Genomic DNA, 21,197 nt, shown 5'->3' with positions numbered 1-21,197 from the left:
GAGGTGTTTTTGGAATTCTGTTCTTTTACAAGTAGATATTGCTCGTAAATTACAGACTATTAACAACTTATCGTTGCAATTATTTCTGAAAAAGCTACTGTGTCATACTATCGAATACGCGAACTTTTTCCCAAAGATGTTGGTGTTTTTTTACGAATTCTAAGTGAATGGGATGGTCTTGATATATTTTTTGGTCGGATTCATTGTCAAAAAACAACAATTCGGATACCTGCCAAGAGGTATCAACCACTTCGCGTTTTTCAGTAGAGGCTAAAGTGCCTACGTGAATTTGTCGCACTGTTGGTATTTATTCTAGCGTTTTTAAGCCTGCGATAAGTTGTTTTTTGTCAGCTTCAGAATCTGGATTTTTTAACCAAAAGTAAACTTGATGCAGCACGGACGGCGATGCTGTTTTGGTTTTTAATCCTATCAAACTAGCCAAACCAATTGCTGTAGTAGCTCCAATAAATTTTCGTCGTAACATGTTACTGTAGTTTTAGTACGGGAAAATAAGAAAAATATTGGGAATAATAATGTAAACCACTCAATTTGAAGGTGTAGTAAAAGCAATTGTGAGTAACATTAAGATCGTTATCAAAAAGGCACTCCATTTTAGGCATAAGATTTTAAAGGTTTTAATTTTTTAGCTTTCTTAATTATGTTCCTTTTTAATATTTTTCTTATCTTTCAGAATCGCTTTTTAATTGCTGTTTTAACTTAAGATTATTTATATTTTTTATAATCGGTCAATGATAAAAGTTGATTAAAGGTAGGTAACTGAAATGATGCTATTTTTAGAGATATTAAGAATATAAAACAGGATATTTTACTAGAAAAAAACCAATTGTTTTATGTTTCAATTACGAGAGTTAGGGACAAATTATTTTTGATTATAGATTTTGGAAACGAGTCGTCATTTGTAGATGAAATTCCGCAGCATTTCTATAATGTTGATAAGCCTAAAATTAAAAACATAGATGCACAAATTATAAATAACAGCAATTTTACAAGAATGTATAAAGAACTAAATCATTAATAATCTAAGCTTGATGAACCTTCCTACTTCAAATAATTTACCAATCAATAAATTGGTTTCTGTTTTCAGAAGCACTTCTGCTACTTATAAATTTTATTGGTTGCTTGCTATTATCGAATTAGTTGAAGAAGGTCATTTGAAACTTGAAAAAAGAAAAATTTTTGCAAGAATGATAAGCAATTCTTGGTATACGATAAATTACTTTCATGTGTCGTACGGAAAACAAGATAACATTCAATTGGCTGTAGAAAGGATTTTAAATACTGAAGCTTCACTTACTATTGATGAGAAAAAACAAAGCCTAAATCAACGTTTAGAAACATCTGAAAATAAAGTCACCATCAAAGAATTAATGCATTTTGATAAAAACGTACCTCATTGGTTTTTGACGCCTTGGTTTCCTAAGTTAGCGGGAGAGACGGATACTGCTCATTGCAAGCGAATTTATGCGGATTCGCAATCTTTTTTGAATGATAGTTTGTATGCTTTACACAAGAATTTTATCAGCATTAATCCGATTTGGATTGATTATTTGCGAAGTAACGCAAAAATCATTAAAGATTTCTGTTATTGGAATTTGACTTTGTTTCTTCAAGTCAGAAATCCAAATGTACCTGATATTCCTAATAAATTAATTAAACCTGCAACTAGAAATAGTTTAACTAAACAAACCAATCAATATTGGAAACCTGTTTTCAAAGAGTTAGGACACATAAATTGTATTTTTACAGATACTAAACTGTATTTCGATGAAAAGAATTATGCTTTAGATCATTTTGTCCCTCATGCTTTTGTATCACACGATTTAATTTGGAATTTGTTGCCAATTGAAAAAAAATTCAATTCTTCAAAAAGTGATAAACTTCCATTGTTCGATAAGCATTTCCACAAATTTTATGAATTGCAAAAGTTAGCTTTTGAAATTAATAAACAATATAGTTCAAGTAGTAAATATATGGATGAGTTTCTGACAATTTTTCCCAGTATTGATGCTTTTGAAAAAGATAAATTTTCAAATACCATTCAACCATTGATTACCATTGCTAGTAATAACGGATTTTTATTTATGAATGAGTAGCCAAAACCCAAATAGTCACTTAACAGCAATTGAAAGAACTTCACTTTCTTATCCTGCAAGGATTTTACTAAATCAAAAAAAGATTAATGGTAAAGTTTTAGATTTTGGCTGTGGCATTGGTAAAGATGTAGAATTTTTGAAAAATAAAGGTTTTGATATTACTGGATACGATCCCTTTTATTTTCCGACATTTCCAACCGAAAAATATGATACAATCTTGTGCTTTTATGTTCTAAATGTTTTACTTCCTGAAGAACAAGCTGAGGTTTTAATGAATGTATCGAGTCTCTTAAAGCCAAACGGAAAGGCCTTTTTTGCTGTTCGTAGAGATATTCAACACGAAGGTTTTAGAATTCATAAAATCCATAAAAAAGAAACTTATCAATGTTTAATTAGATTAGGTTATTTGTCTATTTATAAGAACGAAAACTGTCAAATATACGAGTACCAACATTATACTGTTTTAAACAAAGGAAACGTAGATTTAAGCCCTTTTTTAATTGGAGAGGAAACACGAGAATTAATTGTTGAAACAGCAACAGTCTTTTCATTTTATGATAAGTTTCCCGTTTCAGAAGGCCATGCTTTAATTGTCCCAAAAAGATTAGTCTCAAATTATTTTGATTTGACTTTAAAAGAACAAACCGCCTGTTGGATTGTCGTGAATAAATTAAAAAATATACTTCAGGAAAAATTTCGACCAGATGGGTTTAATATTGGTATAAATATCAATGAGGATGCTGGACAAACGATATCGCATTGTCATATACATATTATTCCACGATATAAAAATGATGTTGAAAATCCGAGAGGTGGAATTCGTGGAGTGATTCCAAGTAAAAAGGATTATTAGCTTATAAAATTATTTTTCCCCGTAATCTCTTAGTTTAAGTCCGACATTTGATCGGGGTTGTAAAAAGACTTACCTTTTCAAGACAGAGTATTCCTTTTTTAACTCAAAATATGAGGTCAACATCCAAAAGTGACTTTGTAATTGAAAATTAAAAAGAAATTCCATTAGTTTCTAAAAGCTCCTCCGCCGCGGCGAACTCGAACCAAGTTCGAAATGATATAAAACAAAAAAGCCACTCAATTTCTTGAATGGCTTTCTAAAAGCTCCCCCTCTTGGGCTCGAACCAAGGACCCTCTGATTAACAGTCAGATGCTCTAACCAACTGAGCTAAGGAGGAAACTGTATATTTTTATTTTTTTAAAGAACGTCTTTTTTATTTGCTTTTGAACAACTCTGTTTGTTTGTCTAAGCGGTTGCAAAGATAGGCTATCATTTGGTTTCTGCAAATAAATTTCAAACTTTTTTTCATTTTTTTTACTTGCCGATGATCGCTTTGTAAATGTCGTTTCCGTTAGCAAATAGTAAGAGTGTGATAAGTAAAACAAAACCAACCATTTGTGCATTCTCTAGGAATTTATCGCTAGGTTTTTTGCCTGAAACAATTTCGTATAATAAAAACATCACATGACCTCCATCAAGTGCCGGAATTGGCAAAAGGTTCATTACTCCGAGCATTATTGACAATAAAGCCGTGATATTCCAGAATACTTCCCAGCTCCAAGTTTTAGGGAAAATATCAAAAATAGCCTTGAATCCGCCTACTTGTTTGTATGCGCCGGTGCTTGGACTGAAAATCATTTTTAATTGTTTACCATAGCCAACAAGCTGGTCTTTTCCTTTTGTAATTCCTACCGGGATAGATTCGGCAAAACTAAATTGTTGTTTACTTACTTTATAGTACCCCAATTTTTCTAGCGATTCCATACCTAAACGACCAATTCCAATACCAAGTTTCCCATCAGCGGATATTACAACTGGTAATTTAATTTCCTTCTCCTCACGAAGTATTGTAGCGGTTACGGTTTTGTTTTTGTTGTTTTCAAGCACTGCTTTTGCTTGATCAAAATATTTAGTAGGCGTACCGTTAATAGCAAGAACAATATCTTTTGGTTGCAAATTGGTGTTTTTAGATCCTTCAGAAATTGCACCAACAACAAATGGCATTCTGATATCTAATAAAATTCCTTTTTCTACTTTGTCAAGTTGATCTACAAAATCAATAGGAAGTTTTACAGTAGTATCAGCACCATTGCGGTGTAAAACTACCTCTTTTGCAGTAAGCACTTTTAGGGTTAATTCTTTATCGAATTTTTCGATTGTTTCTCCATCAACTGCTTTTATTTGATCTCCGGTGCGGAAACCAATTTTTTGCAGGATCGTGTTTTCTACCAGCATTCCATCTTTCAAGTCTTTGTTAGCAATATAAATATCGCCATACACATACGCCATTCCTATATATATAATGAAAGCCAAAATAAAATTGACCGTAACACCACCTAACATGATGATCAAACGCTGCCAAGCTGGTTTCGATCTAAATTCCCAAGGTTGTGGAGGCAAAGCCATTTGTTCTTTGTCCATACTTTCATCAATCATTCCGGAAATTTTCACATAACCACCTAGTGGCAACCACCCAATACCGTATTCGGTTTCGCCAATTTTCTTTTTGATAAGAGAATATTTAACATCAAAAAACAAATAGAATTTTTCGACTCTGGTTTTAAACAATTTGGCAGGAATGAAATGTCCTAATTCGTGAAGTACAATCAGTAATGATAGGCTCAATAAAAATTGAGAAAGCTTGATAACTATGTCCATTTTAAATTTTTAGTTCTTTTATAACTCACAAAAGTAAGGTTTTCTGTTTGTATATTTTACAATATTTGTATCATCGCTTTTTAAAAGTTTGTTAATTATCAAAAATTCAATTCTTACTTTGGTAATAGAGCCTTAACTTTACTTTTTTGGAAACTTATTACAGTGTTTCTTTCATTTTAAATTTAACTCAGCATGACATCAGCATTATTTTCTCCATTAACAATAAAAAGTATCACCTTAAAAAACCGTTTGGCTATTTCGCCCATGTGCCAATATTCTGCCGTAGATGGTTTTGCAAACGATTGGCATTTGGTACATTTAGGAAGCCGTGCCAGTGGTGGCGCAGGTTTGATTATTCAAGAAGCTACTTCGGTTTCGCCAGAAGGACGCATTTCGCCAGAAGATTTGGGACTTTGGAAAGACGAGCAAATCGAGAAAATGCAGCAAATCAACCGTTTTATTATCAGTCAAAATTCGGTTCCTGGTATTCAGTTAGCTCATGCCGGACGTAAAGCGAGTGCTGCTTCGCCATGGAACGGTGGTCGAAAAGTTGCTATCGAAAAGGGTGGTTGGAATACTGTGGCGCCAAGTGCAATTCCGTTTTACGATACGGATCCTGCGCCTGTAGCACTTGATTTAAATGGGATTCAAAAAGTGATTGCTGACTTCAAGTCGGCTACCAAAAGAGCGGTTCAAGCGGGTTTTCAGGTGATGGAAATTCACGCTGCTCACGGTTATTTAATGCATCAATTTTTATCGCCTTTGTCTAATACCAGAACAGATGCATACGGCGGTAGTTTCGAAAATCGAATCCGATTCACACTCGAAATAGTAGCAGCAGTGCAAGCCGAATGGCCGGAGAATTTACCTTTGTTTGTTCGAATTTCAGCTACTGATTGGGCTGAAGGCGGTTGGAATTTACAAGAGTCGATTGCTCTATCAAAAATTTTAAAAGAAAAAGGAGTCGATTTAATTGACGCTTCTTCTGGCGGAGCGGTAACGCAACAGCAAATTCCTGTTGGTCCGAATTATCAAGTACCTTTTGCGGAAAGCATAAAAAAGGAAGTAGGCATTTTAACAGGAGCAGTTGGTTTAATTACTCAAGCAGCTCAAGCGGAGGAAATAGTATCCTCTGGAAAAGCTGATTTGGTTTTGGTAGCGCGTGAATCATTGAGAGATGCTAATTTGGGATTGACATTTGCGCACGAGTTAAATGCAGATACGACTTGGCCTAAACAATACGAACGAGCTAAACTTTAGGTTTTGAAACATATAAGTCAAGTAAGTTTTTTTAAAACCATTAAGGGATTAAGAAAAGTTAAGGGTTTGAAACATATAAGTCATGTAAGTTTTTTTTGTAAACCATTAAGGGATTAAGGAAAGTTAAGGTTGTTGGTACCTCTACAAATCTTAAAAACTCATATGACTTATATGTTAAAATAACTTTGGCATGAATAACAAAAAGAACAACATGCAAAAAATAAAAACCGCTTTACTCTCCTACGGAATGTCAGGAAAAGTATTTCATGCACCCTTTATAACCAATCATCCCGGATTTGAATTACTGGGCTCGTGGGAACGCAGTAAAAAGTTAATTCAACTTGATTTTCCAGCGGTAAAAAGTTATCCTACGCTCGAAGCTGTATTACAAGATGAGGCTGATTTAGTGATTGTCAACACACCTGTTGCAACGCATTACGAGTATGCCAAACAAGTTTTGCTAGCCGGAAAACATGCCATTGTCGAGAAAGCTTTTACCACAACAGTTGCGCAAGCAAAAGAATTGGCCCAAATTGCTCAAGAAAAAGGGGTAAAATTGGCCGTTTTTCAAAATCGCCGTTGGGATAGCGACTTCAAAACGGTTCAAAAAATAGTGCAAGAAGGACTTTTGGGTGAAATTGTAGAAGCCGAATTCCATTTTGATCGTTACAATCCTTTGTTAAGTCCTAAGCAACATAAAGAAACCACGAATGATGGTGCCGGAATTCTAAAAGATTTGGGTCCACACTTAATAGATCAAGCATTGTGTTTGTTCGGAATGCCAACAGCTGTTTTTGCTGATGTTCGATTTACAAGAGCAAATTCATTGGTTGATGATTGTATAGATATTCTATTGTATTACAATTCATTTAGAGTACGTCTCAAAGCTGGTTTTTTTGTTCGCGAAGCCGTTCCGTCGTTTGTTGTTCATGGCAAAAAAGGTTCGTTTTTAAAAACTCGTGCCGATGTGCAAGAAGACAATTTGAAACTTGGCATGCAGCCCAACACAGCAACTTGGGGTACAGAGCCGGAATCGCAACAAGGTTTTTTACACACTGAAGTTGATGGAATTTTGAAAAAAGAATTCGTACCCACACAACAAGGCAATTATATGGCGTTTTTTGATGGTGTATATCATTCAATTACAAACAATACCGTTGAGCCTGTAACGGGCCAAGATGGTGTTCATGTGATGCAAATTATCGAGGCAGCATTGCAAAGTAGCACAGCGCAAAAAGTAATTTCGTTGTAAAGTAGCGCTCTAAACAATGGTTTGCTAATAGCTATTTATAAACAATAACGTTGTATTTATTGGTATTAGTGTTGTATTGACACAATCAATAGTTGGTTTTTGTAATTTTGCACCTCTAATTATAAAATTCATTATTTTGATAGTGCTCAACTTCTTAAACAGGTCTCGTACCAAAGCCAAATTCAAAAAATCATATAAAGATGTCAAAATCTCGTATTTAAACCGCATTCGTTGGGCGGTTTCTATGTTTTATTTTGGCATGGGTTTGTCTTTTGCTACTTGGGCAAGCCGTATTCCGGATATAAAAACTGCCTTGCACCTTAGCGAAGGCGATTTAGGGAGTATTCTTTTTGCTTTACCCATGGGGCAATTGGTAATCATGCCGTTCTCAGGCCAATTGGTTACTCGTTTTGGTAGTCACAAAGTTCTGGTATTTTCTCTTTTTATGTATGTGCTGAGCTTAACCAATTTGGGTTTGGCTACCGCGGCTTGGCAATTATCGCTTGGCTTGTTTGTGTTTGGTATCTTCGGAAATCTCTCTAACATTGCTGTAAATACGCAAGGCGTGTACACCGAAGTTTTATTCAAAAAAACCATCATGAGCTCCTTTCATGGTATGTGGAGTTTTGCCGGTTTTACCGGTGCTTTGGTAGGTTTAGGCATGCTCGCTTTTAAATTATCTCCGTATGCTCATTTTCTTATTGTGGGAGCGTTGGTACTTTTATTAATGGTTTTCAATTACAAATTTTTAATCAAAGCCAAAGAAACTGCCAAAGCCGCCAAGAAAAAATTATTTTCTAAACCTGATCCTACTTTAATATGGCTCGGAGTAATTGGTTTTTGCTGTATGGCCAGCGAGGGAGTCATGTTTGACTGGAGCGGAGTCTACTTTAAAGATGTCATAAAAGCACCCGGTGCCTTAGTAATTTTGGGCTACACCTCGTTTATGATCATGATGGCTAGCGGACGCTTTGTTGGCGATAGTTTGATACATAAATTCGGTCGTAAAAAAGTATTACAAATTAGCGGAATCATGATTTCTGCAGGGCTTTTTACTGCCGTATTTTTCCCTTTTGTTGTTACTTCAACTATTGCATTCATGTTTGTTGGTTTAGGAGTTTCAACCATCGTGCCTACCGTTTATAGTGTAGCGGGTAAAACACCTAATGTATCGCCAAGTGTCGCTTTAACCACTGTTTCAAGCGTTAGTTTCCTTGGTTTTTTAATGGGTCCGCCTATTATTGGTTACATCGCTGAGTTATCAAGTCTGCGTTTTTCTTTCGCTTTTATTGGTGTTTTCGGACTGCTAATTACACTTATGGTTTCCAGAATCAAAGCTATTGCGTAATTTTTTAGGAGCAGTCATGCTGTTTTCAGTAGCTATCTATTCCCGCTCTTAGCCGTATCTTTTTTATAAACGTACTCGAGTAGTGCTAAAACGCCAGAAATACTAGCGTTTATAAAAAAGGATACCTGCTGCGATCGGGGCTATGCTAGACGTATTCCTTTTGCTCACACGGCTCCTTTTTTTTAAAAGAAAAATACTGCTATTTTTTTTCAAAAAAGAAACAACTAACAAAATTTTTTATTATTTTTAACATAATAATTCGTTCGAATATTTTTTAAGTGTCTGAAATTCAAATACCATTCATCAGCCTTAAGCTTTAAGATTTATACCACTTTTCCAAAATTTATTTTTTAATTCTAACACGAAGTACCCACAAAAAGGTGGGTATAAAGCCTGCTTGTTGTTCAACCTTAAGTCATCACTTTTGGTTGAACTTTGGGCATGCTGGTTTAAAAAAATATTTTTTGTTGATGTAAAAATCTAATGCATTGGATATGGTAAAACTCGGAATTTGTTTGTGCTTTGGCTTGTTATTCAATAGTGTTTGGTCGCAAAATAATGCTGCTGCTCGCGGTACAGTTGTAAATGCCAAAACTCAAATTCCTATTGCAGGTGTCGTAGTGAGTATTCAAAACACGGCACAAATGCAAATTACCAATTCTGATGGAAGCTTTCAAATTCAAGAAATTCCAGCCGGAAAATGGTATCTTTTAGTACGCAATCAAGGTTATCAAGATGCGTTATTTCCTATTGAACTCGCCGCAAATCAAATCCTAGATTTAGGTACAATTCCACTGCAAGAAGACCAATCCTTCGAACAACAATCTAGTATTATAGCTTTATCTGAAAGTGATTTCAGTGATGATAATTCCAGTTCCGAAAACACGGCAGGCTTGCTACAATCTACCCGAGATGCCTTTTTACAAGCGGCTGCTTTTCATTGGGGACAAGCCCGTTTTCGAACCCGCGGATTAGATAGTGAACAGGCCATAATGATGATTAATGGCGTTAGTATGAATAAAATAATTGACGGCCGACCGCAGTGGGGCGATTGGGGCGGACTCAATGATGCGCTCCGAAATCAAGAGTTTACCATTGGCACCACTCCTTCTGATTATACCTTTGGGGCACTTTTGGGTACTCAGGAAATAAATACTCGAGCTTCTGTTTATCGGCCGGGAACGCGCCTCACTTTTTCAGGAACCAATAGCAATTACAATTGGCGCAGCATGGCTACTCACGCATCAGGCATGAGTTCATCGGGTTGGGCTTACGTTGTTTCGGCTAGTAAAAGATGGGCGCAAGAAGGCTATTTTGAAGGCACTTCGTATGATGCGAATTCTTTTTTCGTGAGTATCGAAAAGAAACTCAATCAACGGCATGCACTAAATCTTACCGCTTTTTACACACCCAATACCCGAGCAAAAAATTCACCGAATACGGCTGAGGTCACGAAACTCACCTCCGAAAATTACAATTCGTATTGGGGTTTCCAAAGCGGAAAAAAACGAAATGCGCGCTTAAAAACAGTCGAAGAACCAATAGTGATGCTACAGCATTTTTTTAAAATTAAAGAACAAATCCAATTGAACACCACTTTAATGTATCAAATGGGAACCATCACCAATAGCAATATCGATTTTCAAAATGCCAACAGTCCGGATCCAGCTTATTACCGCAAATTACCTAGTTTTTACAGTTCGCTTTACGCCCCTGACGATGGGGAGTTTTCTGGGGCTTTTACGCCAGATGAAGATAATGCCGCCAAAAATAAAGCCGCTTTTTTAGCGCAGCCACAGTTAGATTGGAAGGCATTGTACTTGGCCAATCAAACTGCTGTAACCGATAGCAATGGCGCCATCACAGGCTATGAACCTGCTCAAAGCAAATATGTACTTTACGATGATGTAGTTGCTGATCAGGTGGCAGCGGCGACAACCAATTTGAATGCGCAACTGGCCGATAATATTAGCCTTAATGCTGCGGCCTCGTACAAGAAACTCTTTTCACGTAATTACCAAAAGTTAACGGATTTATTGGGAGGCAAGTTTTATAATGATATTGATGCTTTTTACAACGGCGACGAATCACAATCTGATTTAAATAATCCGAACCGTCAAGTTGTGGTGGGAGATGTTTATGGCTATAATTTTAACTATACAGCTCAAACGATTGACGCTTTTACACAGTTTAAATTCAATTATAATGATGTTGATTTTTATGTATCCCAAACCTATTCTAATACGGTGTACCAAAGAGAAGGCTTGTACAAAAATGGTTTGTATCCCAACAGCTCCTTTGGGAAAAGCGAAACGGTACATTTTGAAAATTTTGGGTTCAAAGTCGGTTTGATTTACAAAATTTCAGGGAAGCAACTCCTTAGTTTTCATGCTGCTCACTTGAGTAAAGCGCCATCGCTACGAAATGTATTTTCAAACGCCAGACTCAATAATGTGGTGGTTCCCAATATAAAAAGTGAACGCAATAGTAGTTTAGAGTTGAGTTATACCTATCGGTCTCCATTGTTTAAGGCGCGTGCTACGGCGTACCACACTTTACAACGTGACATCACCCAAGTTTCTTTTTTCTATGCCGAAGGAATTTTTGACGATGGTGCAGGATTTGCGAGTACCGATGCTTTTGTGAGTCAGACTTTAACAGGTTTAAACAAAAAACACACAGGTGCCGAGTTGAGTTTAGAATACCAATGGACAGCAACATTTAAGACCACTTTGGCGGGAGCTTTTGGTTTGCATACGTATGCCAGTAATCCAAATGTAACTTTGGTTAATGATGCGCAAGCAGCGGCAAGCAATGAAAATCCTCAATTTGATTTCGGCAAGGCAGCGCTTACCAACTATAAACAATCGGGGACACCGCAGCGCGCGTACTCCTTTGGTTGCGAGTATCGTGATCCTAAATATTGGTGGTTGGGTACCACCATAAACTATTTGTCTCATAGTTTTCTGGATGTTTCGCCAATAGCGCGCACTGATATTTTTTACAGAAACCCAAGTAGCGGACTTACTTTTCCAGAGGCTACTCCTGAACGTGGCAAAGAGTTGTTGCAGCAAGAACAACTTGAGCCTATTGTGCTTTTGAATCTTGTAGGTGGCAAATCATGGATTGTGAAAGGTAAAAATCTGGGAGTCTTCTTTAGTGTGAATAATATGCTGAATCAACGCTTTAAAACAGGCGGTTTTGAGCAAGCTCGAAATGCTAATTTTAGAGAGCGAAATCAAGACGTTTCAAGCGGCACACCTTCTTTTGGGCCAAAGTATTTTTATGGTTATGGCCGTACTTATTTTGTCAATTTTTATATCAACTTGTAAAACGATAGCTATGAATACAATGTTTAAAAATACGATAGTTGTGTTAAGTTTTTTATTGTTTTTTGTGGGATGCGTTCCCGAGGAAACGGCTGTGCCAGAATTAAAATGTACACAACCTGATATTGCGGTAACAGCAACAGTTGCAAAGGTATTAGCCCAAACAACTTCTACCGCAACGCAATACCAATACGATGATGTGGTTGAGGCCTATGTGGTATCGAGTGATGAAGGAGGGAATTTTTTCAAATCGATTTCTCTTCAAACTTTGGGTACAGCCAACACAGCGGCGCAAGGTTTTAGCATTCCTATTGATGTGAGTAACTTGTATATTGAGTATCGTGTGGGCACAAAAGTGTATGTTAAACTAAAAGATTTGTACACCGATTTGTATTTTGGAGGTTTACGAATTGGTGGTCTCTATGTGAATGCCTTTAATCAAGGTGGAGTGGGGCGACTTTCGCAAAATGATTACAAAAAAATAGTAAATGCTTCGTGTACACAGCTTCAGGAGGAGGCGTTGGTACGCAAAATGAGTTTACAAGAGGTGTTTAATGATGCCAATTTGAATACACTTATTGAAATCAAAGATGTTCAATTTGCAGAAGAAGCTATTGGGCGTAGTTTTTTTGAAGAAACCAATAATGTAGGAGGAGCAAGTAATTGGAACATAGTGGACAAAAGTGGCAATCAGTTGTATGTTCGAACGAGCAGTTTTGCCGACTTTGCTGCTCAAAAAATACCTGAAGGAAACGGGACTGTTCGAGGGATTTTGACCAAATTTGGAGACGATTACCAACTCCTTCCGCGATCGGTTAAAGATATAGTGATGACAGGCAAAAGAGCGATTCCTTTTTTTAATCAAGATTTTAAAACTGTTGTAGATCGTTCTGTTATTAGTTTGCCAGGCTGGGCCAATATTGTACAAAATGGCTCTTTGGCTTGGCGCGGTGGTGTTTCGTCAGGAAACGGATATGCCGAGTTTTACTTTTCAGGTACTAGAGTGTTAAATAATACTGCGTGGTTAATTTCGCCAAAAATTGATATGGATTTGTACACCAAGGAAATCCTCACTTTTAGATCGGCACAGCATCATTTGGATGTTGATTCGCCTTTGAACGCGCTAGAGGTATACGTGTCATCTGATTTTAATGGGTTGAATGTAACTACTGCCACTTGGACTAAATTAAACCCGAAATTACCAACTCAAGCAACACCTTGGAATCTATTCATTGGCAGTGGCCCCATTGATTTATCTGCTTATCAGGGCAAAATTAATCTAGCATTTAAGTTTGTAGGATCAGGTCGGAACTTGGCCTTAGATGGTTCGTTTATGGTGGATGATGTACAACTTTATGGAGAAAAATAATTTTAACTAACTCATTAGTTGAAATTAGTATATTTGTCAGCAAACTAAAAAATTACATTATGAAATATACAGTATTAGCTTTGATTTCGTTCTTATTTGTTTCTTGTTTGCCGGAAAATGATAAAGAACCAATTGATTTTACAGCGCAAAACGAAAAAGAAATTACAGATTATATCGCTGCAAAAAACTTAACTGCGACCAAAACCGGAACCGGATTGTATTATGTAATGACCGAACAAGGTGCAGGAGCACAGCCTACTGCAAACTCTAATGTGACGGTAGCGTACAAAGGATATTACACCAACGGAAATGTGTTTGATCAAAGTAAACCAGAAGGAATTACTTTTGGATTGCAGCAAGTAATTAAAGGTTGGACCGAAGGAATTCCTTTTTTTAAAGAAGGAGGAAGCGGAATATTATTAATTCCAGCGCACTTAGGTTACGGTAGTTTTGATTACAGCGGTATTCCTGGAGGCTCCGTTTTAATTTTTGATATTAAAGTTATCAAAGTAAATTAAGACTAAACGTTTTTACTCTTCATAAAAAAAAGGCTGTCAAATCAATGACAGCCTTTTTAGTATTATTTAATTTCTATTAAACTAATGGCGTAACCTCCACCAGGAGCGCTAGATAATTTAATTTTTGAAGTACTAGTTACTACCTTTTTTTGAATGGTGTAAGCTTGCGGATTGGTTTTATAATGAGCATCTTTTGCATCAGCATAAATTACAGTATTGTATTTTTTACCTTTCTCTAAAAAATCAAATGAGATTGTTGCCGTTCTCGGTGTTTCACCATTTACGTTACCTACAAACCAGTTGTTGGTTCCTTTGGCTTTACGCGCTACGGTTACGTATTGTCCAGGTTCTGCCTCAAGGTATTTGCTGTCAGACCAGTCAATAGCCACATCTTTAATAAACTGAAACGCATCTGGAAAACGGTCGTAATTCTCTGGTGTATCAGCAGCCATTTGTAGCGGGCTGTACATAGTAACATACAAAGCTAACTGATTAGCAAGTGTACTATTTACATGTGAATTATTGTCTTTGTTCAACTTGCTCAAGTCCATTTCAAATATTCCAGGAGTATAATCCATAGGTCCACCTATTAAGCGTGTAAATGGCAAAACCGTTACGTGGTTTGGTTTTGATCCTCCAAAAGATTGGTATTCTGTTCCTCTTGCCGCTTCGTTACCTATTAAGTTCGGGTAAGTTCTCGCAATTCCTGTTGGTCGAACGGCTTCATGAGCATTCACCATAATTTTATAATCGGCTGCTTTTTCAATAGCATATTGGTAGTGGTTGATCATGAATTGGTTGTAATGATTCCCACCGTTTTCGATGATATCCCCAACATAGCCACTTTTTACAGCATCGTATCCGTTATCTTTCATGAATTGGTACGCTTTGTCTAGGTGGCGTTCGTAATTGCGCACTGAACCAGAAGTTTCGTGGTGCATGATCATTTTTACGCCTTTTTCTTTAGCATAGGCTTGCAAACCTTTTACATCAAAATCAGGATAAGGCGTCACAAAATCAAAAACATAATCTTTTAAATGACCAAACCAGTCTTCCCAACCTTCGTTCCAGCCTTCAACTAACACACCATCAAAACCGTGCTTGGCAGCAAAATCAATGTACTTTTTTACGTTGGCATTATTCGCCCCGTGTTTGCTGTTTGGTTTTACTTTTGAGAAATCAGTAACTCCCAATTGAACGGTTGGCAATTCGTCAGTGTAAGCCCAAGAACTTTTTCCGGTAATCATTTCCCACCAAACGCCTACATATTTCACAGGCTTAATCCAAGAAGTATCTTTTATTTTATTAGGCTCGTTGAGGTTCAATGTCATTTTAGAGGCTAGAATATCTCTCGCATCATCACTCACGATAATGGTTCTCCATGGCGAATGTTGAGGAGCTTGCATGTAGCCTTTATCACCTTTTGCATCAGGAGTTAACCACGATTCAAAAACCATGTTTTTATCATCAAGGTTTAGGTGCATACAAGAATAATTGATCAAAGCCGCCTCGTGTAGGTTGATGTATAATCCGTCAGCAGTTTTTAGCATTAATGACGTTTGTACTCCTGTATTCGAAAATGATTTTTGAGATACATTGGCAGTAGTTGCTTTTTCTGTCAACCCTCTAATTTCGGATAGTTTAGAGGTGGTATAATCGTATTCTTGCGTATCATAATCGCCCGGAATCCAAAATGCAGTATGATCACCAGTCATGGCAAATTGGCTTCTTTCTTCTTTGATGACGAAGTAAGTTAGGTTTTTTTGCGAAGGAAATTCATATCGAAAACCCAAACCATCATTGAACAAACGAAAACGAATAATCATTTTACGTTCTGTCTCTTTTTGTTCTAAAGTAACAGCTAGTTCGTTATAATTGTTTGTTATTGTGGCAACTTCGCCCCAAACCGGTTTCCAACTTTCATTAAAAGTAGTTGCCTTTGAGTCAATAACCGTAAACTCATTTAGTAATGATTTCTTGTCGTTTTTCAACTCAAGACCTAATTTACTGGTTTTAATTACCGCTTTGTTTTTATAATTCAGCTGGTAGCTTGGTGTTCCATTTGCTTGTAGGGCAAACTCCATAACTAATTTTCCGTTCGGAGATTGCAATTGCTGCGCTTGTATCGTGCCCAAAAACAGGAAACAAACTACGGTTGTAAAAAAGAATTGCTTCATTTTTTAAATAAAATTTTAAAAATTAATGTTTCGATTTTCATTTGGCAAAAGCCATTCAACAATGATAAGCCTGATGAAAACCCCTTAATTACAAAAGTAAGCCCTTTATTTTTTATTTTTAAAACAAATTGTATTTAATGTTCTTGAGCCCGTTTTTGATTTTTTTTAGATTCATATTCGAGTTAAAACTTTCCTTTGGCTTGACCGAAGTTATATTCTGTTCAAACGTTCTTTTTTTATAATCAGATAGCTTCATAAGTCGCTGACAAATCCGTAAATTTGTAGCTTATTCAATAACATGTTAGAAACAGAAGTAATCAATTTCGAAAAAACCGCTTTAGTAGGTATCGTAACTCAAAATCAAAGTGAAGAAAAGTTAAACGAATACCTAGACGAATTAGAGTTTTTAACCTACACCGCTGGTGGCGAGGTAATCAAGCGCTTTTCGCAAAAAATGGAGCGCCCTAATCCCAAAACGTTTGTTGGTACCGGAAAAATAGAAGAAATTCACCTTTTTGTAAAAGAAAATGGCATTTCGACCCTAGTTTTTGACGACGAATTATCGCCGTCACAACAAAAAAATATATCCAAGATTATCACCGAATGTAAAATTCTAGACCGTACCCACCTTATTCTAGACATTTTTGCACAACGTGCCGAAACCTCTTATGCTCGTACCCAAGTAGAACTGGCGCAATGTATTTATATGTTGCCTCGTTTGTCCGGATTATGGACGCACTTAGAGCGACAAAAAGGGGGAATTGGAATGCGCGGACCGGGTGAAACCGAGATTGAAACCGACCGTCGTATTGTACGTGATCGCATCTCGTTACTCAAAGACAAAATCAAAACTATTGACAAACAAATGGGCATACAACGCAGCAACCGCGGTGCTATGGTACGTGTTGCGCTGGTGGGATATACAAATGTTGGTAAATCTACCTTGATGAATGCTGTGGGTAAAAGTGATGTTTTTGTAGAGAACAAACTCTTTGCAACGCTGGATACTACCGTGCGTAAAGTGGTTATCAAAAACCTGCCTTTTCTGCTTTCGGATACCGTAGGATTCATTAGAAAATTGCCTACGCAGTTGGTTGATTCCTTCAAAAGTACACTTGATGAGGTACGCGAGGCCGATTTATTGCTGCACGTAGTAGATATTTCGCACCCAGATTTTGAAGACCATATCGAGTCGGTAAACCAAACCTTGCAAGACATCAAGGCGCATGACAAACCGGTGATTATGGTGTTCAATAAAATTGACGCTTATAAACCGCTAATCATTGACGAAGACGATTTGATGACCGAAAAAACTCCTAGACACTTCACGCTAGAGGAATGGAAAGCCACTTGGATGAGTAGAGTAGGAGAGCAAAATGCTTTGTTTATTTCGGCTACACATAAAGAAAATTTCGAAGAATTCAGAGAGCGCGTGTACGAGTCTGTGCGCCAGATACACATAACCCGTTTCCCGTACAACAAGTTTTTGTATCCAGATTACAGTGACGCCATCGAGAAAGACGAGGACGAAAACGAATAATTTCACACCTTTGTCAGTTCGAGCGCAGTCGAGAACGCATGCAAGCGAGAATAATTTAATAAACAGAATCCCTTTTGAATTTCAAGAGGGATTTTTTTGGGCATGCCCCAGCTTTCACTAGCGTTGCAGCTGCGTCAGGCTGTTCGCTTTATCTTTTTATACATTTTAGGCTACTAGCCTTTCAAAGGCTAGTAGCCTAAAATGTAGAAAAAGGATGCCGCTTCCATCCTTCATGCATTCGAGTTCAATGTTCAAGTGCTATTTACAATAATTAACACTTTTCAGTTGGATAGTTGGGTACGAAACGTCTTGTATAAGTTCCTTTTTTCAGTATATTTGAAAGCAAACGCAGAGCCTATAATGCTTTATAAATTTTTTAGCATAGGTACTATTTTCAATTTTTTGAACAATCAAATGATAACATCAAATAAACGACAAAATCAAGCAAAGTTGCTCCGAACTTTCAGAGAAATTCACCGCAAAACAGGTGCGTTACTTTTTGTGTTTTTCTTTGTCATTGCATTAAGTGGTTTGTTTTTGGGCTGGAAAAAACATAGTAACGGATTACTCTTACCACAATCTATTAAAGGAACTTCAACTAATTTGAAAGAGTGGTTGCCAATAGATAGTTTACATCAAAAGGCGTGTAAAATTGTACACGACTCAATTGATTCTCAACTATCTCTTGACTTAGACCGAATCGATATTCGAAAAGACAAAGGAATGGTCAAATTTGTATTTACCGACAGTTTTTGGGAAGTGCAATTGGATGGCGCTACTGGTAATTTGTTACAAGTTGCACGCCGTCGTTCTGATTTTATTGAAACCATTCACGACGGGTCGTTTTTAGATCAAATATTTGGTACCTCGGGCGGAGAATTAAAGGTGGTGTACAGTTCGGTGATGGGTTTGGCGTTGCTCATTTTTACCGTAACCGGATTTTGGCTTTGGTATGGACCAAAGCGCATGCGCAAGCAATCAAAAAATGTTGATTAACCCTCATTTTAAAAATAATTAGTAAAGAACACAGGCCAAATTAGGCGTCTTAAAGTAAAATAAAATAATATGAAAAAATTAATGCTAGCCTCAGCGGCTTTCTTTTGTCACTTTTTAATTATGGGTCAAGATTTGAAATCAAATGTGGTACCTGACGAAAAGGAACACGATCCAAGTTTAGTGGGCTGTTGGAAAGGGTCTGAAGTAAATCAACAAATAAAGGGTATGAGTAAGTATTGGGTGTCTTGCAGAATGGCCAATGGTACGAGTACACTTTTATTTATAGCTATTGATAAAAAAGGGAAAGTTACTCAAGAAACAGAAAATGGCAGGTGGTGGACCGAAAACGGAAAATACTACGAGTTGCACAATTACGATGGCGTAATCGATACCTATATTTATGAAATGACTCCTGAGGGTGTAAAGTTTAAGTCGGTAGAATTAATGGGGAAAATGGACAGTAGTTACAAATTTGTGGACTATAAAATCGAGGAAGATTAATACAAAATTTTAAAACCAAAGCACAACGAAATAAGTGCACAACCAAACAAGTTTATGAAAAAAATCATTTTATTAGCACTGATTTTATTTACGGTTAACTCGTTTTCACAAAAAAATGCAGAGTACGTTTCCTTTGTACAACAAATTAAAAAAGACGCTAAGATTGATACCAAAGACCAAACGGTACTTAACTTATTAACTGATTTTTACGAACAAATTTTACAGTCCGAAACAGGTGAATTACAAGCTAGTTTGTCAGAACGAATTCAGAAATTGTATGCTGATAAAGATGCTAAAAACCTCCATATCTTGAATCTGTTTTTAGCGTATCAAGAACATATCAGCCAAACGGCAGTTAAGGGAAAAGTACCGGATGCTACGTTTCAGAATAATTTGTTAGACGATTTGCAGACTGAGTTGCAAAGCACCTTTGGGGTTGTGCCGGTTATTATCAAAATTTATAAAGTAGAAGCTTTACAATCGGCTGGTAAGTTTGGCGAATCAAGTGCGTTATTAGCAAAAAGTTTGCAGGAGTTTCCTAAGTCGGTTCCTTTAAAAGTATATTCATACTTAGATACGAGGAACGAAAGTTTAAAGAAAGAATTGATATCGCAACATGCTTCGCACTGGATGGTGCAACAGTTTCAAATTAAATAAGATTAGAAATTAGTTGTTAAAACAAATATACGTGTTTGAGTAGTCCTAAATATTTGCAAAACAACAATTCTGAAAAAAATCGTATTCATTAGAGTATGATTTGAAGCACTATTTTTTAAGTAGGGAAAGTGATAGTGGTAATACTATAGGTAGATGTTAAACAAGATGAAGGTTACTTGATTATTTATGGGCAAAATAATATTTCTTTTGTGCAATATTTATTTAATAATAATCTGTTTTTTGAGGTTTTAGATATTCAAAAGTTTGCAACTAAATAAAATAAGCAGTAAAACCCTAAGCTTTATTTATGGTGGTTTTACTGCTTTATAATTTTATTTCGAGTGGAATTAATTTTTCATTTGTAGTAATATCACAGATGAAATTTTTGAATGCAATCACTTCTCGGAACCAAAAAATTCTTTTTTATTTTTGAATCTTGAACAGCGGTACTGCAGAGCACGCTTCGCCATACATAATACTGCGGGCCACTTGTTGTAAATGTTGTACTGCTACGATATAAGCACGAGTTGGAACTGGTTTTTTAGAACATCCTTTCAAGATAACAGGTTTATCTTGATACACTGAATAGTCGATTTTTGGCAGTAATTCTTCATATAAAGACGCTTCAAGATCTTCTAAATTCCCATTGACTATTTTTTTTGCAAAAGGAACAAGTTGAATAGCCACCAATATAGATGCCCAAGCCGGAACTATGGCATCAGTACTGCAATTAATAGCTACGTAGTGATCTTGGTAATGCGACCAATCGTGATTTTTGAGACTTTCTCTAAAGTCTTTTTCTCTTAATAAAAATCCTTCAGCAAGCCATTGTGAGATGTCAATTTGCGTACGAATCCCTTTTGGATAATAATCCTCAAGATCGAAAACTTCGAGTACACTATTGGCTACTTTGTTGATTATTTCTTCCATTTCTAAAAGTTTAAAAGGTTTAAAGTTTAAAGTTGCTCAACCTTAAACTTTAAACCTGAAACAAATTTTACAACATCCCCAATTCTAATTTGGCCTCTTCACTCATCAAATCTTTACTCCAGGGCGGGTCAAAAGTAATTTCAACTTCTGCATCTTTTACATGCTCGATAGATTTAATTTTGTCTTCTACCTCTTTTGGTAAACTTTCTGCAACGGGACAATTTGGTGAAGTAAGTGTCATAAGAACTTTTACTTCGTAATCAGTGTTTACCATTACGTCATAAATCAAGCCTAATTCGTAAATATCTACAGGAATCTCTGGATCATAAATGGTTTTTAATTTTTTTACGATTGCTTCTCCTAATTCGTTAGTGTCTATTTCTTGTGTCATGTTTTTTTATTGTTTTTGTTGTGACTTTTTGGTTAACATATAAGTCATTTAAGTATTTAGAGAATTTCTTTAAAGTTAAAGGGAAGTGAATATAAGTTATTAATTTAATGTCTATAAATTTTAAATATATGTTTAAATCGTTTT

18 protein-coding genes and 1 tRNA gene are annotated in these 21,197 nt (G+C 36.4%); 12 read left to right on the top strand and 7 right to left on the bottom strand.

The features are described from left to right. Positions 1 to 94: 94 nt before the first annotated feature. Entirely contained in the window at positions 95 to 298 is a 204-nt protein-coding gene (locus ACXX8U_RS12780) for a Dabb family protein (RefSeq protein ID WP_458566170.1), read from the bottom strand. Between the two features lie 9 nt (positions 299 to 307). After that, positions 308 to 484, bottom strand: a complete 177-nt coding sequence (locus ACXX8U_RS12775) for an antibiotic biosynthesis monooxygenase family protein (RefSeq protein ID WP_458566169.1) — start codon at positions 482 to 484, stop codon at positions 308 to 310. 565 nt (positions 485 to 1,049) lie between these two features. On the opposite strand from ACXX8U_RS12775, the gene ACXX8U_RS12770 reads away from it, so the two are divergent. Together ACXX8U_RS12770 and ACXX8U_RS12765 are read left to right on the top strand one after the other, a co-directional pair. After that, positions 1,050 to 2,114, top strand: a complete 1,065-nt coding sequence (locus ACXX8U_RS12770; protein ID WP_458566168.1) for an HNH endonuclease domain-containing protein — start codon at positions 1,050 to 1,052, stop codon at positions 2,112 to 2,114. Beyond that, entirely contained in the window at positions 2,107 to 2,967 is an 861-nt protein-coding gene (locus tag ACXX8U_RS12765) for an HIT family protein (protein ID WP_458566167.1), read from the top strand. Before ACXX8U_RS12770 ends, ACXX8U_RS12765 begins: the two co-directional genes overlap by 8 nt. Before the next feature lie 263 nt (positions 2,968 to 3,230). Here the strand turns inward: ACXX8U_RS12765 and ACXX8U_RS12760 are convergent. Continuing rightward, positions 3,231 to 3,304 (bottom strand) — tRNA-Asn (locus ACXX8U_RS12760). Positions 3,305 to 3,441: 137 nt separating this feature from the next. Further along, positions 3,442 to 4,785, bottom strand: coding sequence for an RIP metalloprotease RseP (gene rseP / locus ACXX8U_RS12755; protein WP_458566166.1), 1,344 nt, complete (start codon positions 4,783 to 4,785; stop codon positions 3,442 to 3,444). 192 nt (positions 4,786 to 4,977) lie between these two features. Here rseP and ACXX8U_RS12750 point away from each other — a divergent pair, with 192 nt between their 5' ends. The 6 genes from ACXX8U_RS12750 to ACXX8U_RS12725 all read left to right on the top strand — a co-directional run bounded on the left by ACXX8U_RS12750 (position 4,978) and on the right by ACXX8U_RS12725 (position 13,861). Continuing rightward, positions 4,978 to 6,045 carry an NADH:flavin oxidoreductase/NADH oxidase gene (locus tag ACXX8U_RS12750; RefSeq protein WP_458566165.1) on the top strand — a complete coding sequence of 356 codons (1,068 nt, stop codon included), beginning with the start codon at positions 4,978 to 4,980 and terminating at the stop codon, positions 6,043 to 6,045. Positions 6,046 to 6,256: 211 nt separating this feature from the next. Continuing rightward, entirely contained in the window at positions 6,257 to 7,297 is a 1,041-nt protein-coding gene (locus ACXX8U_RS12745; RefSeq protein ID WP_458566411.1) for a Gfo/Idh/MocA family oxidoreductase, read from the top strand. A gap of 136 nt (positions 7,298 to 7,433) precedes the next feature. Continuing rightward, on the top strand, positions 7,434 to 8,645 hold the full coding sequence (locus tag ACXX8U_RS12740) for an MFS transporter (RefSeq protein ID WP_458566164.1): 1,212 nt from the start codon (positions 7,434 to 7,436) through the stop codon (positions 8,643 to 8,645). A 494-nt stretch (positions 8,646 to 9,139) separates the two neighbouring features. After that, positions 9,140 to 11,977, top strand: coding sequence for a carboxypeptidase-like regulatory domain-containing protein (locus ACXX8U_RS12735; RefSeq protein ID WP_458566163.1), 2,838 nt, complete (start codon positions 9,140 to 9,142; stop codon positions 11,975 to 11,977). 10 nt (positions 11,978 to 11,987) lie between these two features. Next, a complete protein-coding gene (locus tag ACXX8U_RS12730; RefSeq protein WP_458566162.1) occupies positions 11,988 to 13,343 on the top strand; it encodes a DUF5689 domain-containing protein in 1,356 nt (451 codons plus the stop codon). 59 nt (positions 13,344 to 13,402) lie between these two features. Beyond that, positions 13,403 to 13,861, top strand: a complete 459-nt coding sequence (locus ACXX8U_RS12725; protein ID WP_458566161.1) for an FKBP-type peptidyl-prolyl cis-trans isomerase — start codon at positions 13,403 to 13,405, stop codon at positions 13,859 to 13,861. A 62-nt stretch (positions 13,862 to 13,923) separates the two neighbouring features. Here the strand turns inward: ACXX8U_RS12725 and ACXX8U_RS12720 are convergent, their stop codons facing one another. Further along, complete coding sequence (locus tag ACXX8U_RS12720; RefSeq protein ID WP_458566160.1) at positions 13,924 to 16,038, bottom strand: glycoside hydrolase family 97 protein; 2,115 nt, start codon at positions 16,036 to 16,038, stop codon at positions 13,924 to 13,926. Between the two features lie 298 nt (positions 16,039 to 16,336). On the opposite strand from ACXX8U_RS12720, the gene hflX reads away from it, so the two are divergent. The 4 genes from hflX (at position 16,337) to ACXX8U_RS12700 (ending at position 19,732) form a co-directional block, all read left to right on the top strand. After that, a complete protein-coding gene (hflX, locus tag ACXX8U_RS12715) occupies positions 16,337 to 17,578 on the top strand; it encodes a GTPase HflX (protein WP_458566159.1) in 1,242 nt (413 codons plus the stop codon). Between the two features lie 414 nt (positions 17,579 to 17,992). Next, positions 17,993 to 18,574 (top strand): PepSY domain-containing protein, encoded by a 582-nt coding sequence (locus ACXX8U_RS12710; RefSeq protein ID WP_458566158.1) that lies wholly within the window; start codon positions 17,993 to 17,995, stop codon positions 18,572 to 18,574. Between the two features lie 69 nt (positions 18,575 to 18,643). Further along, on the top strand, positions 18,644 to 19,075 hold the full coding sequence (locus tag ACXX8U_RS12705; protein ID WP_458566157.1) for a hypothetical protein: 432 nt from the start codon (positions 18,644 to 18,646) through the stop codon (positions 19,073 to 19,075). Positions 19,076 to 19,129: 54 nt separating this feature from the next. Beyond that, on the top strand, positions 19,130 to 19,732 hold the full coding sequence (locus tag ACXX8U_RS12700) for a hypothetical protein (protein WP_458566156.1): 603 nt from the start codon (positions 19,130 to 19,132) through the stop codon (positions 19,730 to 19,732). Between the two features lie 423 nt (positions 19,733 to 20,155). Here ACXX8U_RS12700 and ACXX8U_RS12695 read toward each other — a convergent pair whose 3' ends face one another. After that, positions 20,156 to 20,662, bottom strand: coding sequence for a DUF2480 family protein (locus ACXX8U_RS12695; protein ID WP_210791050.1), 507 nt, complete (start codon positions 20,660 to 20,662; stop codon positions 20,156 to 20,158). Positions 20,663 to 20,729: 67 nt separating this feature from the next. Continuing rightward, complete coding sequence (locus ACXX8U_RS12690; RefSeq protein ID WP_086455167.1) at positions 20,730 to 21,053, bottom strand: SUF system Fe-S cluster assembly protein; 324 nt, start codon at positions 21,051 to 21,053, stop codon at positions 20,730 to 20,732. Between the last annotated feature and the right edge of the window lie 144 nt (positions 21,054 to 21,197).

It is taken from the genome of Flavobacterium sp. GNP001 (genome assembly GCF_054343775.1).
The sequence above is the reverse complement of the archived record's forward strand: the minus strand, read 5'-3'. Positions and strand labels throughout refer to the sequence as shown.

Excerpts from the sequence above, each read along its gene's own strand:
- ACXX8U_RS12775 (WP_458566169.1), bottom strand. The coding sequence starts at position 484 with ATGTTACGACGAAAATTTATTGGAGCTACTACAGCAATTGGTTTGGCT.
- ACXX8U_RS12770 (WP_458566168.1), top strand. The coding sequence starts at position 1,050 with ATGAACCTTCCTACTTCAAATAATTTACCAATCAATAAATTGGTTTCT.
- ACXX8U_RS12765 (WP_458566167.1), top strand. The coding sequence starts at position 2,107 with ATGAGTAGCCAAAACCCAAATAGTCACTTAACAGCAATTGAAAGAACT.
- rseP (WP_458566166.1), bottom strand. The coding sequence starts at position 4,785 with ATGGACATAGTTATCAAGCTTTCTCAATTTTTATTGAGCCTATCATTA.
- ACXX8U_RS12750 (WP_458566165.1), top strand. The coding sequence starts at position 4,978 with ATGACATCAGCATTATTTTCTCCATTAACAATAAAAAGTATCACCTTA.
- ACXX8U_RS12745 (WP_458566411.1), top strand. The coding sequence starts at position 6,257 with ATGCAAAAAATAAAAACCGCTTTACTCTCCTACGGAATGTCAGGAAAA.
- ACXX8U_RS12735 (WP_458566163.1), top strand. The coding sequence starts at position 9,140 with ATGGTAAAACTCGGAATTTGTTTGTGCTTTGGCTTGTTATTCAATAGT.
- ACXX8U_RS12730 (WP_458566162.1), top strand. The coding sequence starts at position 11,988 with ATGAATACAATGTTTAAAAATACGATAGTTGTGTTAAGTTTTTTATTG.
- ACXX8U_RS12725 (WP_458566161.1), top strand. The coding sequence starts at position 13,403 with ATGAAATATACAGTATTAGCTTTGATTTCGTTCTTATTTGTTTCTTGT.
- ACXX8U_RS12720 (WP_458566160.1), bottom strand. The coding sequence starts at position 16,038 with ATGAAGCAATTCTTTTTTACAACCGTAGTTTGTTTCCTGTTTTTGGGC.
- hflX (WP_458566159.1), top strand. The coding sequence starts at position 16,337 with ATGTTAGAAACAGAAGTAATCAATTTCGAAAAAACCGCTTTAGTAGGT.
- ACXX8U_RS12710 (WP_458566158.1), top strand. The coding sequence starts at position 17,993 with ATGATAACATCAAATAAACGACAAAATCAAGCAAAGTTGCTCCGAACT.
- ACXX8U_RS12705 (WP_458566157.1), top strand. The coding sequence starts at position 18,644 with ATGAAAAAATTAATGCTAGCCTCAGCGGCTTTCTTTTGTCACTTTTTA.
- ACXX8U_RS12700 (WP_458566156.1), top strand. The coding sequence starts at position 19,130 with ATGAAAAAAATCATTTTATTAGCACTGATTTTATTTACGGTTAACTCG.
- ACXX8U_RS12695 (WP_210791050.1), bottom strand. The coding sequence starts at position 20,662 with ATGGAAGAAATAATCAACAAAGTAGCCAATAGTGTACTCGAAGTTTTC.
- ACXX8U_RS12690 (WP_086455167.1), bottom strand. The coding sequence starts at position 21,053 with ATGACACAAGAAATAGACACTAACGAATTAGGAGAAGCAATCGTAAAA.